Origin of the sequence: Thioclava sp. F42-5 (assembly GCF_002213195.1) — a bacterium.
Taxonomy (GTDB): Bacteria; Pseudomonadota; Alphaproteobacteria; order Rhodobacterales; family Rhodobacteraceae; genus Thioclava; species Thioclava nitratireducens.
On sequence record NZ_NBNZ01000001.1, the window covers coordinates 85,705 to 100,968 of the forward strand.

Here is a 15,264-nt window from a genome sequence, read left to right on the forward strand (position 1 = left end):
GACGGTTCACCGATGTCGCCCCAGCCTAGATCGCAGGTCTGGCTGCGAAATTTCACCGCAAGCGCGACCGGGAGGAGGAGGAAAACATGCATATTTGTAAAGCCATGATGGCGGCGGTGAGTGTCGCTGGCGCGCTCTCGGCCAGCGCCGCGCGGGCGGATGGCACGGTCGAGGTTCTGCACTGGTGGACCTCCGGGGGCGAGGCCAAGGCCGTCGGAGAACTGAAGAAAGCCTTCGAGGCCGAGGGCGGGGAATGGATCGACTCGCCGATCGCGGGCGGTGGCGGCGATGCCGCGATGACGGCGCTGAGGGCGCGCGTCGTGGCCGGAAACCCGCCGACCGCCGTGCAGCTCAAAGGGCCCGGCATTCAGGAATGGGCCCAGCAAGGCGCGCTCAACGACGTCCAGTCCGTGGCGGATGAGGGCAATTGGGACGATGTGTTGCCGCCGGCGCTGGCCGAAATCATGAAATACGAAGGCAAATACGTCGCAGCCCCGGTCAACATCCACCGCGTCGACTGGATCTGGGCCAACCCCGAGGTGCTGAAGAAAGCGGGCGTCGAAGGCATGCCCACGACATGGGACGAGTTCAACGCAGCCGCCGACAAGCTGCAGGCGGCGGGTATCGTGCCGCTCGCCCATGGCGGTCAGCCTTGGCAGGACGCGACGCTGTTCGAAGACGTGGTGTTGGGAATCGGTGGGGCCGATTTCTACCGCAAGGCGCTAGTGGAGCTCGATCCGGAGGCCCTGACCTCGGACATGATGGTCAAATCCTTCGATCAGCTGCGCAAGCTGCGTGGCTATGTCGATCCGAACTTCTCGGGCCGCGACTGGAACCTCGCGACCGCGATGGTGATGCGCGGCGAGGCCGGTTTCCAGATCATGGGCGACTGGGCCAAGGGCGAATTCCTCGCGGCGGGCAAGGTTCCGGAAAAGGATTTCCTGTGCTGGCCCACGCCGGGCAAGGGCTTCGTGCTGAATTCGGACAGCTTCACCTTCTTCAAGGTGGAGGGAGAAGACCGCATCGAGGGCCAGAAAGTGCTGGCGCGGTTGATCATGTCGCCCGAGTTCCAGAAGGTCTTCAATCTCGCGAAAGGGTCGATCCCGGCGCGCACGGACGTGCCGCTCGATGATTTCGACGCCTGTGCCAAACGCTCGCACGAAGACCTGCTGGCCGCGATCGAGAACGACACGCTGGTGCCGTCGATGGCGCATGAGATGGCGGTGCCCCGCTCGGTGCGCGGCGAGTTCCTCGATCTTGTGACGGCGTTCTTCAACTCCGACATGAGTTCCGAGGACGCGGTCAAGCAACTCGCTGCCGCGGTCAAGCGCGCGCAGGAAAACTAGGGCCTGCAATGTCCGGGAGGACGGGCCCCATGGCAAGGTTCGGGCGGGCGCTGGAAAGGCGCCTGCCCGCGATTGTCGTCTCTCCGCTGTTCGCGGCGAGCTTGTTCTTCGTCTACGGCTTCATCGGCTGGACGGCCTATATCTCGCTGACCCGCTCGGGGGTGATGCCCGACTACCAATTCGACGGGGTGAGCCAATATGTCCGTCTCTGGCAGACGCCGCGCTGGTACGTGGCGATCCGCAACCTGTTTGTCTTTTCGGGCCTGTTCATCTCGATCTCGATGGCGATCGGCATCCTTCTGGCGATCCTGCTCGACCAGAAGGTGCGCATCGAGGGGGTGATCCGCACGATCTACCTCTACCCGATGGCGCTGAGTTTCATCGTCACCGGAACAGTCTGGAAATGGATGCTGAACCCCGGCCTCGGCCTGGAGCGGTTGATGCATCAGGCCGGGTTCGAGAGCTTCAGATTCGACTGGCTGGTGAACTCGCATTACGCGATCTACACGGTGGTGATCGCGGCCGTCTGGCAAAGCTCCGGCTATGCGATGGCGCTGTTTCTGGCCGGGCTCCGCTCGGTCGATGACGAGGTGCTGAAAGCGGCGGCGATCGACGGCGCGGGCCCGTGGCGCACTTATACCGGGATCGTGCTGCCGATGCTGCGACCGGTGTTCCTCTCCACCGTCATCATCCTCGCCCATCTCGCGATCAAGAGCTTCGATCTGGTGATCGCGCTGACGGGCGGGGGGCCGGGCTATGCCACCGACATGCCCGCCACCTTCATGTATTCCTTCGCCTTTCAGCGCAGCGAGCTGGGCGTGGCGGCGGCGAGTGCCACGATGATGCTTATGACGGTCATCGCGATCATCGTGCCCTATCTCTACTCGGAACTGAGGAAGACAACCGGATGAGCGCACGCAGCACAGGCGGGATCGTCCGGCGCAAGGGGCTGCATCACAGCCTGATGCGCGCGCTGCTATTTGCGGTGCTCGGGCTGTTCTGCATCTACTACCTGATCCCGCTTCTGGTGATGATATCGACCTCGCTGAAATCGCTGGCCGAGATCAGGGAGGGCTCTCTCATCAGCCCGCCGCAGGCGCTCGACTTCAGCGCCTGGGAGAAGGCGTGGAACAGCGCCTGCGTGGGTGTGCGTTGCAACGGGCTTGCGCCCTATGTCTGGAACTCGGTGATGATGACCGTCCCGGCGGTGGCGATCTCGACGATACTGGGCGCGCTCAACGGCTATGCGCTGACCAAGTGGCGCTTTCGCGGCGCCGATACGATCTTCGCGCTGATGCTGTTCGGCGCCTTCATTCCGTTTCAGGTGATCCTTCTGCCGATGGCGCGGGTGCTGGGCCAGCTCGGGCTTGCGGGCACGGTCCCGGGGCTGATCCTTGTGCACACGGTCTATGGCCTCGCTTTCACGACGCTGTTCTTCCGCAACTTCTTCATCGGGGTCTCGGACGGCATCATTCAGGCGGCGAAGGTCGACGGGGCGGGTTTCTTCGGAATCTTCTTCCGGCTCGTGCTGCCGATGTCGCTGCCCGCGATCGTCGTCACCGTGATCTGGCAGTTCACCCAGATCTGGAACGACTTCCTGTTCGGCGTCGCATTCACGATCGGCGACAGCAACCCGGTGACGGTGGCGCTCAACAACGTGGTGAACACCTCGACGGGGGTGAAGGAATACAATGTCGACATGGCTGCGGCGATCATCGCGGCCCTGCCGACGCTGGCGGTCTATGTCTTGGCCGGGGCGTGGTTCGTGCGCGGTCTCTCGGCCGGAGCGGTGAAAGGGTAGCGATGGCAGCGGGAATTTCCCTTCAGGGCGTGCGCAAACGCTTCGGGACCAACGAGGTGATCAAGGGCATCGACCTCGAGATCGAGGCGGGCGAGTTCATTGTCCTCGTCGGGCCCTCGGGCTGCGGCAAGTCGACCCTGCTCAACCTGATCGCCGGGCTCGAGACGCTGAGCGACGGCCATATCGACATCGCGGGGCGACGGGTCGACGACACCCCGCCGCGCGACCGCGACATCGCGATGGTGTTCCAGTCCTATGCGCTCTACCCGACCAAGACGGTGCGCGAGAACATCACCTTCGGGATGCAGACCCGCCACGTCCCGCGCGCCGATCAGACCAAAGCCGTCGAGGAGTTCAGCACGCTTCTGCAGATCCATCCCTATCTCGACCGCAAGCCCGGCCAGCTTTCGGGCGGCCAGCGCCAGCGAGTCGCAATGGGCCGCGCGCTCGTGCGCAAGCCCGAAGTGTTTCTGTTCGACGAGCCCCTGTCGAACCTCGACGCCAAACTGCGGATCGAGATGCGCACCGAGATCAAGAAGCTGCACCAGCGGCTCGGCAAGACCGTCGTCTATGTCACCCACGACCAGATCGAGGCGATGACGCTGGCGACACGGATCGCGGTGATGGATAACGGCCATATCCGTCAGGTGGCCGAGCCCGGCGCGATCTACGACGATCCGGTGGACCTGTTCGTCGCGGGCTTCATGGGCTCGCCGCCGATGAACATGCTGCCCGGTGTCCTGCGCCGCGGGGAGCCGGAAGGCGTATCTGTCGAAGTGGCGGAGGGCGCGGCAGAAGCGCTGCGGTTCCCCTTGTCCCAAAAGCTCGCGGAGCGGATCACCGCCCCCGACGGGCAAAAGGTCGTCCTCGGGCTTCGGCCGGAGGTGATCTTCATGGCCGGGACCGAACTGCCCGGCCCCGACCGTTTCGTCTTCGAACGTCCGGTGGATCTGGTCGAGCCGACCGGACCGGACACGATGATCGTCTTCGCCCTGGGCGAGACCGAGGTGATCGCCCGGGTCCGGCCCGAGGACGCCCTGCCCCCGGGCGCGCCCTTCAGCTTCGAGGTCGATATGGGCAAGGCCAAGGTCTTCGACGCCGAGACCGGGCTGCGCCTCTAGCGCGTGCAGCCCGCGGGCGTCCGGTCACCCTTTGCCTTCGGCCTCCGCGACATGCCCTTTCACCTTCAGGAAGCTGTCCGGTGTCACCGAGATCGAGTCGATCCCGAACTCCACCAGTGTGCGGGCGAATTCAGGGTAGTTCGAGGGCGCCTGACCGCAGAGACCGACCTTCGCGCCCACGTCATGCGCTTTCTCTATGACCGTCCGGATCATCCACTGAACGGCGGCATGGCGTTCGTCGAAGAGCGTCGCGAGCCTGTCGCTGTCGCGATCGATCCCTAGGGTCAGCTGCGTCAGATCGTTGGACCCGATGGAGAACCCGTCGAACCGCTCGGCGAAGGCTTCGGCGAGGATGACGTTCGAGGGCACTTCGCACATCACGTAGATTTGCAGCCCGTTCGAGCCGCGCACCAGCCCTTCCTCGGCCATCACCGCCAGCACGCGGTCGGCTTCCTCGGGCGTCCGGCAGAACGGCACCATCACCAGCACATTGTCGAATCCGGCCTCTTCGCGCAGCCGACGGATCGCCCGACATTCCAGCCGGAACCCGTCGACATAGGCCGGATCGTAATAGCGCGAGGCCCCGCGCCAGCCGATCATCGGGTTGGATTCCACCGGCTCGAACTGCCGCCCGCCAAGCAGGTCGGCATATTCGTTCGTCTTGAAATCGCTCAGCCGCAGGATCATCGGGTTCGGATAGGCCACGGCGGCGATCCGGGACAGGCCGAGCGCCAGTTGATCGACGAAATATTCGGACTTGTCCTCGTATCCCCTAGTGAGGGTTTCGATTTCCTCCCGCACTTCCGCCTCCTGAATGTCGGAGAAATGCAGCAGCGCCATCGGGTGGACCCGGATCGTGTTCGAGATCACGAATTCCATCCGCGCCAGACCGACACCATCGATCGGCAGCCGCCACCAGCGCGCCGCGATCGCCGGGTTGGCGAGGTTGAGCATGACCTTGGTCTTGGTTTCCGGCACCGCGTCGAGGTTCAGATCTTCGACCGTGAACTCGGCAAAGCCGTCATAGACCAGACCCTCGTCCCCTTCGGCGCAGCAGACGGTCACCTCCTGCTCGTCATGCAGCACATGGGTCGCATCTCCACACCCGACGACGGCGGGAACACCCAACTCGCGGCTGACGATGGCGGCATGGCTGGTTCTGCCTCCGTGATCGGTGATGATCGCCGAGGCCCGTTTCATCACCGGTACCCAGTCGGGGTCCGTCGTCGATGTGACAAGGATCGAGCCGTCCACGAAATCGTCGATATCCTTGACGTCTTCGATCAGGCAGACCCGCCCGGTCGCGATCTGCTCGCCCACCGACAGACCGTTGACGACGACCGGACCGTGCGCGCCGATCGTGTAACGCCGCAAAGACCCGGCGGAGACTCGCGACTGAACCGTCTCGGGGCGCGCCTGCACGATGTAAAGCTTGCCCGTGACGCCGTCCTTGGCCCATTCCATGTCCATCGGCTGCCCGTAATGCGCTTCGATGGTCGCCGCTTGCTGCGCGAGGTCGAGCACCTCGTCATCCGACAGGACGAACCTCCCGCGCTCGGCTTTCGAGGTCGGCACGTTGCGCACCGGGTTCGGAGCGTCCGGCCCGGCATAGATCATCTTGATCTCTTTCGCGCCGAGCTTCCTCTCGATGATCGGTTTGATCCCCGTCTTACCGAGGAACGGCTTGTAGACCTGAAACTCGTCCGGCGTGACCGCGCCCTGCACGACGTTTTCGCCCAAGCCCCAGGCCGCGCTGATCAGCACGACCTTGTCGAAGCCGGTTTCCGTGTCGATCGAGAACATCACCCCCGACCCGCCGATATCGGAGCGCACCATCTGCTGAACACCGACGGAGAGCGCGACATCGAGGTGATTGAACCCTCTGAGCTTGCGATAGGTGATCGCGCGGTCGGTGAAGAGCGAGGCATAGCACTTGCGGCAGGCGGTCAGAAGTTCCTCCTCGCCCGAGACGTTGAGATAGGTCTCCTGCTGACCGGCGAAGCTGGCATCGGGAAGATCTTCGGCCGTCGCGCTCGAGCGCACGGCGACGGAGACCTCGGGCACCCCTGCCCGCTTGGACAGATCGCGATACGCCTCCCGGATTGCGGCTTCGGTCGAGGCAGGCCAATCGCCTGCCACGATCGTGTCGCGAATGCTCTGACCGGCGACGTGAAGGCTGATCTTGTCCGCATCGTAATCCGCAAGATAGCCCGCGATGGCCTCGGTCAGTTTGTTCTCTTCAAGAAACATCCGATAGGCGTCGGCGGTGGTGGCGAAGCCCGGCGGGACCTGAATACCCTTGGCGCCCAACTCCTGCACCATCTCGCCGAGCGAAGAGTTCTTGCCGCCCACAAGCGCGACATCTTCGCGGCGTAAGCTATCGAAAGGAATGACTTCTTTCTTCGTCGTCATGGGCTCGCCTCTCCTGTTTGCACTTGCGGGCACTCTATCCGAGGCGCGCATCGGGGCCTTGATCTCTGTCAACGCGGAGCCTTTCGGACGGGGCTCTGCCTGCGCACCCTCCAGCCGCCCAATCCGTTCTGGACAGCGTGAGATTTTCCTGCGATCAAATCCGGGATGGTGTCCGGCCCCAAAGGGTCGGCTGAAAAGGGAACACGGTGCGGGCGAGGCCCAACTCCGTGACTGCCCCCGCAACTGTAAGCGGCGAGCGCCACCGAAAACGCCACTGACCTGCAAAGGTTGGGAAGGTCCGGTGAAGCCACGACCCGCGAGTCAGGAGACCTGCCATCTCGGATGCGCCGCCGCGCATCTCGGTCACCTTAAACCCGGGCGGGGTGCCCTGGGACGGAGAGTCGAGAGATGGACCAGATCGGACCTCGCATATCGCCGTGCCGCGACCAATCCCGCCCTTTTGCGCGGAGGGCGCGATGCTTTTGGAACGAACGCTTTCACTCTTACAACTCGATATAGGACCTATCTCGCCGCTGCGGGCGCGTGAGCTGGGCACGCTGGGCTACATGGAATGGCTTGGCACGCTGCCGGGCGACATGCCCTATGCGAAGGCGGCGATCGTCGCCCATATGCAGGCCTATCCGCACTCCCTGATCTCACCAGCGGTGGAGGTGTTCTGCGAGCTGTTACTGGAGTCGCTGACCCCGCAGCCTTTCGTCCTGCCGATCGAGATGCCCCCGCCGGTGCGGCGCGGCGGGGCACGCGCCCGGCGCGGCCTCTGACCCGCTTTTCGTCTTGCGGTCGCTCTCTGCGGCCCGACCGAGGACCATTGCAGTAGGGAGCGTCATTCGTTCCCTGCGAGGCTCGGCTCTGTCCAACGATGGTCATGGATGAACTGAGAGGATCTCTCCATGAATGACAACAAACTGACCCGCCTGCTCGACGCGCGCCCGGTGATCTGCGCCGAGGGCTTTCTGTTCGAACTGGAACGGCGCGGCTATCTGACCGCCGGGGAATTCGTGCCCGAGGTGGCGCTCGAATACCCGCAGGCGCTGCGCAATCTGCATGTCGATTTCCAGCGCGCCGGCAGCGATATCGTCGAGGCCTTCACCTATAACGGCCACCGCGAGAAGATGCGCGTGATCGGCAAGGAAGACCTGCTGGAGCCGCTCAACCGCGCGGCGCTGAAGATCGCCCGCGAGGTCGCCAATGCCAAGACCGGAAACCTGATGGCGGGCAATATCTCGAACACGAATATCTGGGACCCGGCCGATCCGGCGCGGCAGGCCGAGGTGCGCGCGATGTTCGACGAGATGGTCGGCTGGGCGGTCGAGGAAGGCGCGGATATCCTCATCGGCGAGACCTTCTACTACGCGGGCGAGGCGCTATGCGCGCTCGAGGCCGCGAAGGCGTCGGGGCTGCCGGTGGTGCTGACGCTGGCACCGATGGCGGCCAACGAGATGATGGACGGGGTCGGCATCGTCGAGACCTGCCAGAAACTTGAACAGGCGGGCGCCGATGTCGTCGGGCTGAACTGCTTCCGCGGGCCGCAGACGATGATGCCGTGGCTGCGCAAGGTGCGCGCGGCGGTGAGCTGCCATGTCGGCGCCCTGCCCGTGCCCTACCGGACCACGAAAGAGGAGCCCACCTTCTTCAACCTCTCGGATCACAACGGCTGCACCTGCCCCTCGCCGCATGGCCGGACCTTCCCGACCGCGCTCGATCCGCTGGCTTGCAACCGCTACGAGATCGGCGCCTTCGCGCGTGAGGCGCAGGCGATCGGGGTGAATTACCTCGGCGTGTGCTGCGGGGCGAGCCCGATGCATATCCGCGAGATGGCCGAGGCCGTGGGTCGCGAGACCGAGGCCAGCCGCTTCTCGGAGCGCATGGAGAACCACTTCATGTATGGCCAGAACGCCCGCCTCCCGGCGCATATCCGGGCGCTTGGTGACGGGGCCTGAGGCAAGACACGCTCCTGTCGCGCGAGAGTTTCGCGCGGCAGGGCAATCTATATATTGACACCGATACACCATGCATCCCAATATGATGTTGCTTTGGTTCCTGCGAGTCACTCCGCAGGCGAAGAGGGAAGCCGGTGGAATTCCGGCGCTGCCCCCGCAACTGTAAGCGGCGAGCCTGATGTCCGAATGTCACTGGTGCGATGCGCCGGGAAGACGGACCGAGAGGCGTTCGAGCCGCGAGCCAGGAGACCTGCCAGAGCAGATAGACGACGACCGCGGCGGAGGGCCCGGGCGCGTGGCTATGTGCTGCGGCACCCTGCCCACGAGCCTTGTCCCGCGCTGCCGACAGCAAACAAAGGGACAGGACACATGACCATCACCGTCTATTCGAAACCGGCCTGCGTGCAATGCACCGCCACGACCCGTGCGCTGGATGCCAAGGGGATCGACTACAACGTGATCGACCTCACCGAGGATGCCGCCGCGATGGAGATGGTGCAGGACTTGGGTTACCGGCAGGCCCCGGTGGTGATCGCCAACGAGGAACACTGGGCGGGCTTTCGCCCCGACATGATCAACCGTCTGGTCTGAGGCCTAGCCGCGATGGGACAGGCACGGCTGATCTATTACTCCTCGGCCTCGGGGAACACGCAGCGCTTCGTGGAGCGGCTGGGCCTGCCCGCGCAGCGCCTGCCCCTCTCGGCGGAGGCTCCGATGCCGTACCCGCCCTGCCCCTACGTCCTGATCTGCCCGAGCTACGCCGACGGCAAGGGGCGCGGCGCGGTCGCGAAACCGGTCATCGCCTTTCTCAACGATCCCGCCCGCCGCGCGGGCCTGCGCGGCGTGATCGCCAGCGGCAATCGCAATTTCGGCGCGCTTTTCGCCTGCGCGGGCGATCTGCTGGCGCGCAAGTGCAATATCCCCGTGCTCTACCGGTTCGAACTGGCGGGGACCGACACTGACATCGACCGCGTGCGCGCGGGTCTCGACAATTTCTGGAGGCTGGAATGCTCGACAGCGACGTGAAACCGAGCGGGGCCACGGCCTCGGAATTCGCGGGGCTTGATCACCACGCGCTCAACGCAATGCTCAACCTCTATGACGCGGAGGGCAATATCCGCTTTGACGCCGACCGGATGGCGGCGCGACAATATTTCCTGCGCCATGTGAACCAGAACACGGTGTTCTTCCATTCGCTGGACGAGAAGCTCGGCTATCTGGTGGAGGAAAGCTATTACGACGCCGCCGTGCTCGATCAGTATTCGCGCAACTTCCAGCGCGCGATCTGGGAGGCGGCTTTCGCGGCAAAATTCCGTTTTCCGACCTTCCTCGGCGCGTTCAAATACTACACTTCCTACACGTTGAAGACCCGCGACGGGCAGCGCTATCTCGAGCGCTACGAGGACCGGGTGGTGATGGTGGCACTGACGCTTGCGCGCGGCGACGAGGCGCTGGCGATGCGCCTCATGGAGGAGATGCTGGCAGGCCGCTTCCAGCCCGCGACGCCGACCTTCCTCAACGCGGGCAAGAAGGCGCGGGGCGAATTCGTCTCCTGCTTCCTGCTGCGACTGGAAGACAACATGGAAAGCATCGGGCGCGGCATCAACTCGGCGCTGCAACTGTCGAAACGCGGCGGCGGCGTGGCCCTGATGCTGACCAATATCCGCGAATATGGCGCGCCGATCAAAGGGATCGAGAACCAATCCTCGGGCGTGATCCCGGTGATGAAGCTGCTCGAAGACAGCTTCAGCTATGCCAACCAGCTGGGTGCGCGTCAGGGCGCGGGCGCGGTCTATCTGCACGCCCATCACCCCGACATCCTGCGTTTCCTCGATACCAAGCGCGAGAATGCGGACGAGAAAATCCGGATCAAGACGCTGAGCCTCGGCGTGGTGATCCCCGACATCACCTTCGAGCTCGCGAAGAAGAACGAGGAGATGTATCTCTTCTCGCCGCATGACGTGGAGCGGGTCTATGGCTGCGCCTTCTCGGAGATTTCCGTGACCGAGAAATACCACGAAATGGTCGACGACGCGCGGATCCGCAAACGCAAGATCAACGCCCGCGCCTTCTTCCAGACGCTGGCCGAGATCCAGTTCGAAAGCGGCTATCCCTACATCATGTTCGAAGACACGGTGAACCGCGCCAACCCGATCGCGGGACGGATCACCATGTCGAACCTGTGTTCGGAGATTCTGCAGGTGGCCGAGCCTTCCGAGTTCGACGAGGATCTGGGCTACGCGCAGATGGGCACGGATATCTCGTGCAATCTGGGTTCGCTCAACATCGCCAAGGTGATGGATGGCGGCGATCTGGGCGCGAGCGTCGGGGCCGCGATCCGGGCGCTCTCGGCGGTGTCGGAGATGAGCGCGATCAACGCCGTCCCCTCGATCCGCAAGGGCAACGAGGAAAGCCACGCGATCGGTCTGGGTCAGATGAACCTGCACGGTTTCCTCGCCCGCGAGCGCGTCCATTATGGCAGCCCCGAGGGGATCGAATTCACCTCCGTCTATTTCGCCGCCGTAGCCTATCACGCGCTGGCGGAATCGAACCGGCTGGCCGCCGAGCATGGCCGGAGTTTCAAGGGGTTCGAGGCCTCTGCCTATGCCGATGGCAGCTTCTTCGAGAAATACGTCACCCGCGACTTTCTGCCTGAGAGCGACACCGTCACGGCCCTGTTCGACCGCTTCGGGATCACCCTGCCCACCCGCGCCGACTGGGCCGAGCTGCGCGACCGGGTCATGGAGTCCGGCCTGTGGAATCGCAACCTGCAAGCCGTGCCGCCCACCGGCTCGATCAGCTATATCAACAACGCGACCGCCTCGATCCACCCGATCACCGCGAAGATCGAGATTCGCAAGGAAGGCAAGATCGGCCGGGTCTATTACCCCGCGCCCTACATGACGAACGACAATCTCGAGTTCTACCGCGACGCCTATCAGATCGGCCCCGAGGCGATCATCGACACCTATGCGGCAGCGACCGAGCATGTCGATCAAGGTCTCTCGCTGACGCTGTTCTTCCCGGCCGAGGCCACGACCCGCGACATCAACCGCGCCCAGATTTATGCATGGCGGCGCGGTATCAAGACCATCTATTACATCCGCCTGCGCCAAGCGGCCCTCGAGGGGACCGAGGTGCAGGGCTGCGTATCCTGTTCCCTGTGAGGCCCGCCATGAAAGATCTGCACACATCCCGCCCCGTTCCGCGTGCCGTCAACTGGAACCGCCTTCAGGACGACAAGGATCTCGAAGTCTGGAACCGGCTCACCTCGAATTTCTGGCTGCCCGAGAAGGTGCCGCTGTCGAACGACATTCAAAGCTGGTCGCAACTGACCGAGGATGAGCAGACGCTCACGATCCGGGTCTTCACCGGGCTGACGCTGCTGGACACGATCCAGAACACCGTGGGCGCGCCTGCGCTGATGGCGGATGCGGCGACGCCCCATGAGGAAGCGGTTCTGTCCAACATCGCCTTCATGGAGGCCGTGCATGCGCGCAGCTATTCCTCGGTCTTCTCGACACTGTGCAACACCGCCGAGGTCGACGAGGCGTTCCGCTGGTCGCAGGAAAACCCGCATCTGCAGGCCAAGTCGCGGCTGATCCTCGACGAATACGACGCGACGGCGAGACCGTTGAAGCGCAAGGTGGCGAGCGTCTTTCTGGAAAGCTTCCTGTTCTATTCGGGCTTCTACCTGCCGATGCACTGGTCGAGCCGCGCGCGCCTGACCAACACGGCCGACCTGATCCGCCTGATCATCCGCGACGAGGCGATCCACGGCTATTACATCGGCTACAAGTTCCAGCGCGCGTTGGAGCGGGCGACCGAGACCGAGCGCACCGAGATCAAGGATTTCGCCTTCTCGCTGATGTTCGACCTCTATGACATCGAGGGCCGCTATACCGAGCAGCTCTATGACGGTCTGGGCCTGACGGAGGATGTGAAGCACTTCCTGCATTACAACGCCAACAAGGCGCTGCAGAACCTCGGCTACGAGGCGCTCTTCCCCGAAGAGGCGACGCGCGTGAACCCCGCGATCCTCGCCGCGCTCTCGCCCGGATCGGACGAAAACCACGACTTCTTCTCGGGCTCGGGATCGAGCTACGTGATCGGCAAGGCGGTCGCGACCGAGGACGAGGACTGGGCGTTCTGAACCCGCCGCCGCCCGCGCCTCAGACGGGGCGCGGGGCAGTATCCGGGGCTGCGGTCTCGCCGGTCGATTTCAGCGTGGCGATGAACCGCTTGGTGCGCTCGCGCTCGGGCGCATCGAAGACCTGCCGCGCCGGGCCGGTCTCGACCACGCCGCCGCTTTCCAGCACGACCACCCGCTCGGCGATCTGCGAGGCCAGCCGCAAATCGTGGGTGGCCATCACCATCGTCGTGCCCTCGCGGGCCAGCTGTGCCAGAACGTCAACGACTTCCGCCGCCAGTTCCGGATCGAGCGCCGAGGTCGGCTCGTCGCAGAGCAGCACTTTCGGCGACGGGGCGAGCGCGCGGGCGATGGCGATGCGCTGCTGCTGCCCGCCCGAAAGCGTCGCGGGCCAGGCATCGGCCTTATGCGCCATTCCGACCTTCTCCAAGAGCGACATCGCCCGCTCGCGGGCTTTCGCGGCAGGCCAGTTCTGCACGGTCACGAGGCTCTCCATCACGTTCTCGATCGCAGTGCGATGCGGGAAGAGCTGGAAGTTCTGGAACACCATCCCGGTCTGTTGCCGAATGCTCTGGATCTGGGCGCGCGACAGCTTGCCGCCTTCGCTCAGAGTGACGGACGCGTCGCCGATGGCGAGCGTGCCGCTCGTGGGCACCTCCAGCAGGTTGATGGTACGCAAAAGCGTGCTCTTGCCGCCGCCGGAGGGGCCGATCAGCGCGGTCACGGAGCCCTCAGGCAAAGACAGCGAGATCCCCGACAGAACCTCGTTGTCACCGAACCGCTTGGTGATATTCGACAGCTCGATCATGTGCGTTCCTCCAGAAAGCCGCCATATTGGCCGAGGCGCCGCTCGAGCCGCCCCTGCAGCGCCGACAGGACCGAGCAGAGCGCGAGATAGATCAGCGCCGCCTCGACATAGAGGACGAGCGGTTCATAGGTGGTCGCGACGATCCGCTGCGCCGCCTGAAACAGTTCCGGCACGGTGATCGCTGCGGCGAGCGACGTATCCTTCACCAGCGAGATGAAGCTGTTCGACAAGGGCGGCACCGCGACGCGCGAGGCCTGGGGCACGATGGTGCGGGTCATCGTCTGCCGCCAGTTCATGCCGATGGAATAGGACGCTTCCCACTGCCCCTTGGACACCGAGGACAGCGCCGCGCGCAGGATTTCCGACGTGTAGGCGCCGACATTCAGCGTGAAGCCGATCAGCCCCGCCACGAAGGCGTCGAGCGTGATCCCGAGGCTCGGCAGCCCGTAGAAGATCAGGAAAAGCTGTACCAGAAGCGGCGTGCCCCGGATCACCCAGACATAGAACCGCACGATCCACACCAGCGGACGCGGCCCGAACAGCCGGATCACCGCGCAGAGCAGCCCGAGCGCAAGGCCCAGCGTGAAGGTGATGAGCGTCAGCGGGATCGTGAAGGTCACCGTCGCCTGCAAAAGCGGCACGAGCGATGACCACATCAGGGGCAACCAGTCAGCCATGGCGGATCCTTTCTGCAAGCCTCACGCGCCTCCGGGCTGAATCCCGAAGGCGCGCGCGGCTCGACATGCGGCTTACTTCGAGACGTCTTCCCCGAAATACTCTTCGGAGATTTTCTGGTAGGTCCCGTCGGCCTTCATCTCGTCGAGCGCCTTGTTGATCGCAGCCAGCAGGTCGGGCTGGTCCTTCGCGATGATCACGCCGGAATAGTTCGCATCGGGCATGGTCGCGGCTAGCTTCACGGGGGCGTCCGGCTTGTTCTTCTTGAAGTCGAGGAAGGACAGGCTGTCATTCACAGTGGCATCGGCGCGGTTCTGGATGACAAGCGCGATCGACTGATCGAACCCGTTCGTGCCGATCAGTTCGGCACCGTGATCCGAGGCGATCTTGCCGAAATTGCTCGAGAGCGTCTGGGCGGCGGTCTTGCCTTTCAGATCGTCGAAGCCGGTGATGTCGGTCTCGTCCTTGCGCACGATCAGCGCCGCTTTCGACGCGATATAGGGCTGCGAGAAATCGTATTTCTTCTTGCGCGCATCGGTGATGCCCACCTCGTTGATCACCGCGTCGTAGCGGTCGGCATCGAGCCCTGCGATCAGGCCGTCCCAGCGGCCTTCGAGGAACTTCACCTTCACGCCCAGCTTTTCGCCGATAGCGCGCGCGATGGCGACGTCGAAGCCGGTCAGCTTTCCGGATTCGTCATGGTAGGTGAAGGGCGGATAGGTGCCTTCAGTGCCGACGCGGAAGACGCCGTCTTTCTGGATGTCAGCGAGGCTCGCGGCCTGGGCCGCGGGCGTCACGATCCCGGCGAGGGCTGCGATGGCGATGAGGGTGCGAACGGGTTTCATGCGAGATACCTCCGATAGGTCGAAGACGCCGCCGTGGGGCGCGTCGGAATGACAGGCGCCTTACCTAGTAACGCCGCATACCGGAGTCGATGCGCCAGACAAGCATCTGATAAAATTAGTCTTTTATCCCATCTCGCCGAGCGGA

General features: G+C 64.0%; 14 protein-coding genes and 2 riboswitches. Of the genes, 10 read left to right on the forward strand and 4 right to left on the reverse strand.

The annotated features are described in order from the left end of the window. The first annotated feature begins 86 nt into the window (after positions 1 to 86). From B6V74_RS00395 to ugpC, 4 genes are read left to right on the forward strand one after another with little or no spacing between them, the layout of a single operon-like run. Positions 87 to 1,346, forward strand: coding sequence for an ABC transporter substrate-binding protein (locus B6V74_RS00395; RefSeq protein ID WP_088721660.1), 1,260 nt, complete (start codon positions 87 to 89; stop codon positions 1,344 to 1,346). A 29-nt stretch (positions 1,347 to 1,375) separates the two neighbouring features. Continuing rightward, positions 1,376 to 2,257, forward strand: a complete 882-nt coding sequence (locus B6V74_RS00400) for a sugar ABC transporter permease (protein WP_088721661.1) — start codon at positions 1,376 to 1,378, stop codon at positions 2,255 to 2,257. After that, complete coding sequence (locus B6V74_RS00405; protein WP_088721662.1) at positions 2,254 to 3,147, forward strand: carbohydrate ABC transporter permease; 894 nt, start codon at positions 2,254 to 2,256, stop codon at positions 3,145 to 3,147. The genes B6V74_RS00400 and B6V74_RS00405 overlap by 4 nt, the downstream gene beginning before the upstream one ends. Positions 3,148 to 3,149: 2 nt before the next feature. Then, positions 3,150 to 4,268, forward strand: coding sequence for a sn-glycerol-3-phosphate ABC transporter ATP-binding protein UgpC (gene ugpC / locus B6V74_RS00410; protein ID WP_088721663.1), 1,119 nt, complete (start codon positions 3,150 to 3,152; stop codon positions 4,266 to 4,268). A 24-nt stretch (positions 4,269 to 4,292) separates the two neighbouring features. Here ugpC and ppsA read toward each other — a convergent pair whose 3' ends face one another. Further along, positions 4,293 to 6,680 (reverse strand): phosphoenolpyruvate synthase, encoded by a 2,388-nt coding sequence (gene ppsA, locus B6V74_RS00415; RefSeq protein WP_088721664.1) that lies wholly within the window; start codon positions 6,678 to 6,680, stop codon positions 4,293 to 4,295. Between the two features lie 149 nt (positions 6,681 to 6,829). After that, a riboswitch (cobalamin riboswitch) is annotated at positions 6,830 to 7,033 on the forward strand. Positions 7,034 to 7,156: 123 nt separating this feature from the next. Between ppsA and B6V74_RS00420 the strand changes: the two genes are divergently transcribed. From B6V74_RS00420 to nrdF, 6 genes are all read left to right on the forward strand, one after another. Further along, on the forward strand, positions 7,157 to 7,462 hold the full coding sequence (locus B6V74_RS00420) for a hypothetical protein (protein ID WP_088721665.1): 306 nt from the start codon (positions 7,157 to 7,159) through the stop codon (positions 7,460 to 7,462). A gap of 129 nt (positions 7,463 to 7,591) precedes the next feature. Then, entirely contained in the window at positions 7,592 to 8,641 is a 1,050-nt protein-coding gene (locus B6V74_RS00425) for a homocysteine S-methyltransferase family protein (protein WP_088721666.1), read from the forward strand. Positions 8,642 to 8,718: 77 nt separating this feature from the next. Continuing rightward, positions 8,719 to 8,914: riboswitch (cobalamin riboswitch) on the forward strand. 96 nt (positions 8,915 to 9,010) lie between these two features. Then, positions 9,011 to 9,232: a glutaredoxin-like protein NrdH gene (nrdH, locus tag B6V74_RS00430; RefSeq protein ID WP_088721667.1), complete on the forward strand. Its 222-nt coding sequence runs from the start codon at positions 9,011 to 9,013 to the stop codon at positions 9,230 to 9,232. A 12-nt stretch (positions 9,233 to 9,244) separates the two neighbouring features. Further along, positions 9,245 to 9,667: a class Ib ribonucleoside-diphosphate reductase assembly flavoprotein NrdI gene (gene nrdI / locus B6V74_RS00435; RefSeq protein WP_088721668.1), complete on the forward strand. Its 423-nt coding sequence runs from the start codon at positions 9,245 to 9,247 to the stop codon at positions 9,665 to 9,667. Then, positions 9,649 to 11,808, forward strand: a complete 2,160-nt coding sequence (gene nrdE, locus B6V74_RS00440) for a class 1b ribonucleoside-diphosphate reductase subunit alpha (RefSeq protein WP_088721669.1) — start codon at positions 9,649 to 9,651, stop codon at positions 11,806 to 11,808. The genes nrdI and nrdE overlap by 19 nt, the downstream gene beginning before the upstream one ends. An 8-nt stretch (positions 11,809 to 11,816) precedes the next feature. Further along, positions 11,817 to 12,794, forward strand: coding sequence for a class 1b ribonucleoside-diphosphate reductase subunit beta (gene nrdF, locus B6V74_RS00445; protein WP_088721670.1), 978 nt, complete (start codon positions 11,817 to 11,819; stop codon positions 12,792 to 12,794). 19 nt (positions 12,795 to 12,813) lie between these two features. Here the strand turns inward: nrdF and B6V74_RS00450 are convergent, their stop codons facing one another. From B6V74_RS00450 to B6V74_RS00460, 3 genes are all read right to left on the reverse strand, one after another. After that, on the reverse strand, positions 12,814 to 13,599 hold the full coding sequence (locus B6V74_RS00450) for an amino acid ABC transporter ATP-binding protein (RefSeq protein ID WP_088721671.1): 786 nt from the start codon (positions 13,597 to 13,599) through the stop codon (positions 12,814 to 12,816). Continuing rightward, a complete protein-coding gene (locus B6V74_RS00455) occupies positions 13,596 to 14,276 on the reverse strand; it encodes an amino acid ABC transporter permease (protein ID WP_075774679.1) in 681 nt (226 codons plus the stop codon). Before B6V74_RS00455 ends, B6V74_RS00450 begins: the two co-directional genes overlap by 4 nt. Positions 14,277 to 14,348: 72 nt before the next feature. After that, a complete protein-coding gene (locus tag B6V74_RS00460) occupies positions 14,349 to 15,119 on the reverse strand; it encodes an amino acid ABC transporter substrate-binding protein (protein WP_088721672.1) in 771 nt (256 codons plus the stop codon). Between the last annotated feature and the right edge of the window lie 145 nt (positions 15,120 to 15,264).

Bases quoted from the DNA above. Each gene is read 5' to 3' on its own strand.
- B6V74_RS00395 (WP_088721660.1), top strand. From the start codon at position 87: ATGCATATTTGTAAAGCCATGATGGCGGCGGTGAGTGTCGCTGGCGCG.
- B6V74_RS00400 (WP_088721661.1), top strand. From the start codon at position 1,376: ATGGCAAGGTTCGGGCGGGCGCTGGAAAGGCGCCTGCCCGCGATTGTC.
- B6V74_RS00405 (WP_088721662.1), top strand. From the start codon at position 2,254: ATGAGCGCACGCAGCACAGGCGGGATCGTCCGGCGCAAGGGGCTGCAT.
- ugpC (WP_088721663.1), top strand. From the start codon at position 3,150: ATGGCAGCGGGAATTTCCCTTCAGGGCGTGCGCAAACGCTTCGGGACC.
- ppsA (WP_088721664.1), bottom strand. From the start codon at position 6,680: ATGACGACGAAGAAAGAAGTCATTCCTTTCGATAGCTTACGCCGCGAA.
- B6V74_RS00420 (WP_088721665.1), top strand. From the start codon at position 7,157: ATGCTTTTGGAACGAACGCTTTCACTCTTACAACTCGATATAGGACCT.
- B6V74_RS00425 (WP_088721666.1), top strand. From the start codon at position 7,592: ATGAATGACAACAAACTGACCCGCCTGCTCGACGCGCGCCCGGTGATC.
- nrdH (WP_088721667.1), top strand. From the start codon at position 9,011: ATGACCATCACCGTCTATTCGAAACCGGCCTGCGTGCAATGCACCGCC.
- nrdI (WP_088721668.1), top strand. From the start codon at position 9,245: ATGGGACAGGCACGGCTGATCTATTACTCCTCGGCCTCGGGGAACACG.
- nrdE (WP_088721669.1), top strand. From the start codon at position 9,649: ATGCTCGACAGCGACGTGAAACCGAGCGGGGCCACGGCCTCGGAATTC.
- nrdF (WP_088721670.1), top strand. From the start codon at position 11,817: ATGAAAGATCTGCACACATCCCGCCCCGTTCCGCGTGCCGTCAACTGG.
- B6V74_RS00450 (WP_088721671.1), bottom strand. From the start codon at position 13,599: ATGATCGAGCTGTCGAATATCACCAAGCGGTTCGGTGACAACGAGGTT.
- B6V74_RS00455 (WP_075774679.1), bottom strand. From the start codon at position 14,276: ATGGCTGACTGGTTGCCCCTGATGTGGTCATCGCTCGTGCCGCTTTTG.
- B6V74_RS00460 (WP_088721672.1), bottom strand. From the start codon at position 15,119: ATGAAACCCGTTCGCACCCTCATCGCCATCGCAGCCCTCGCCGGGATC.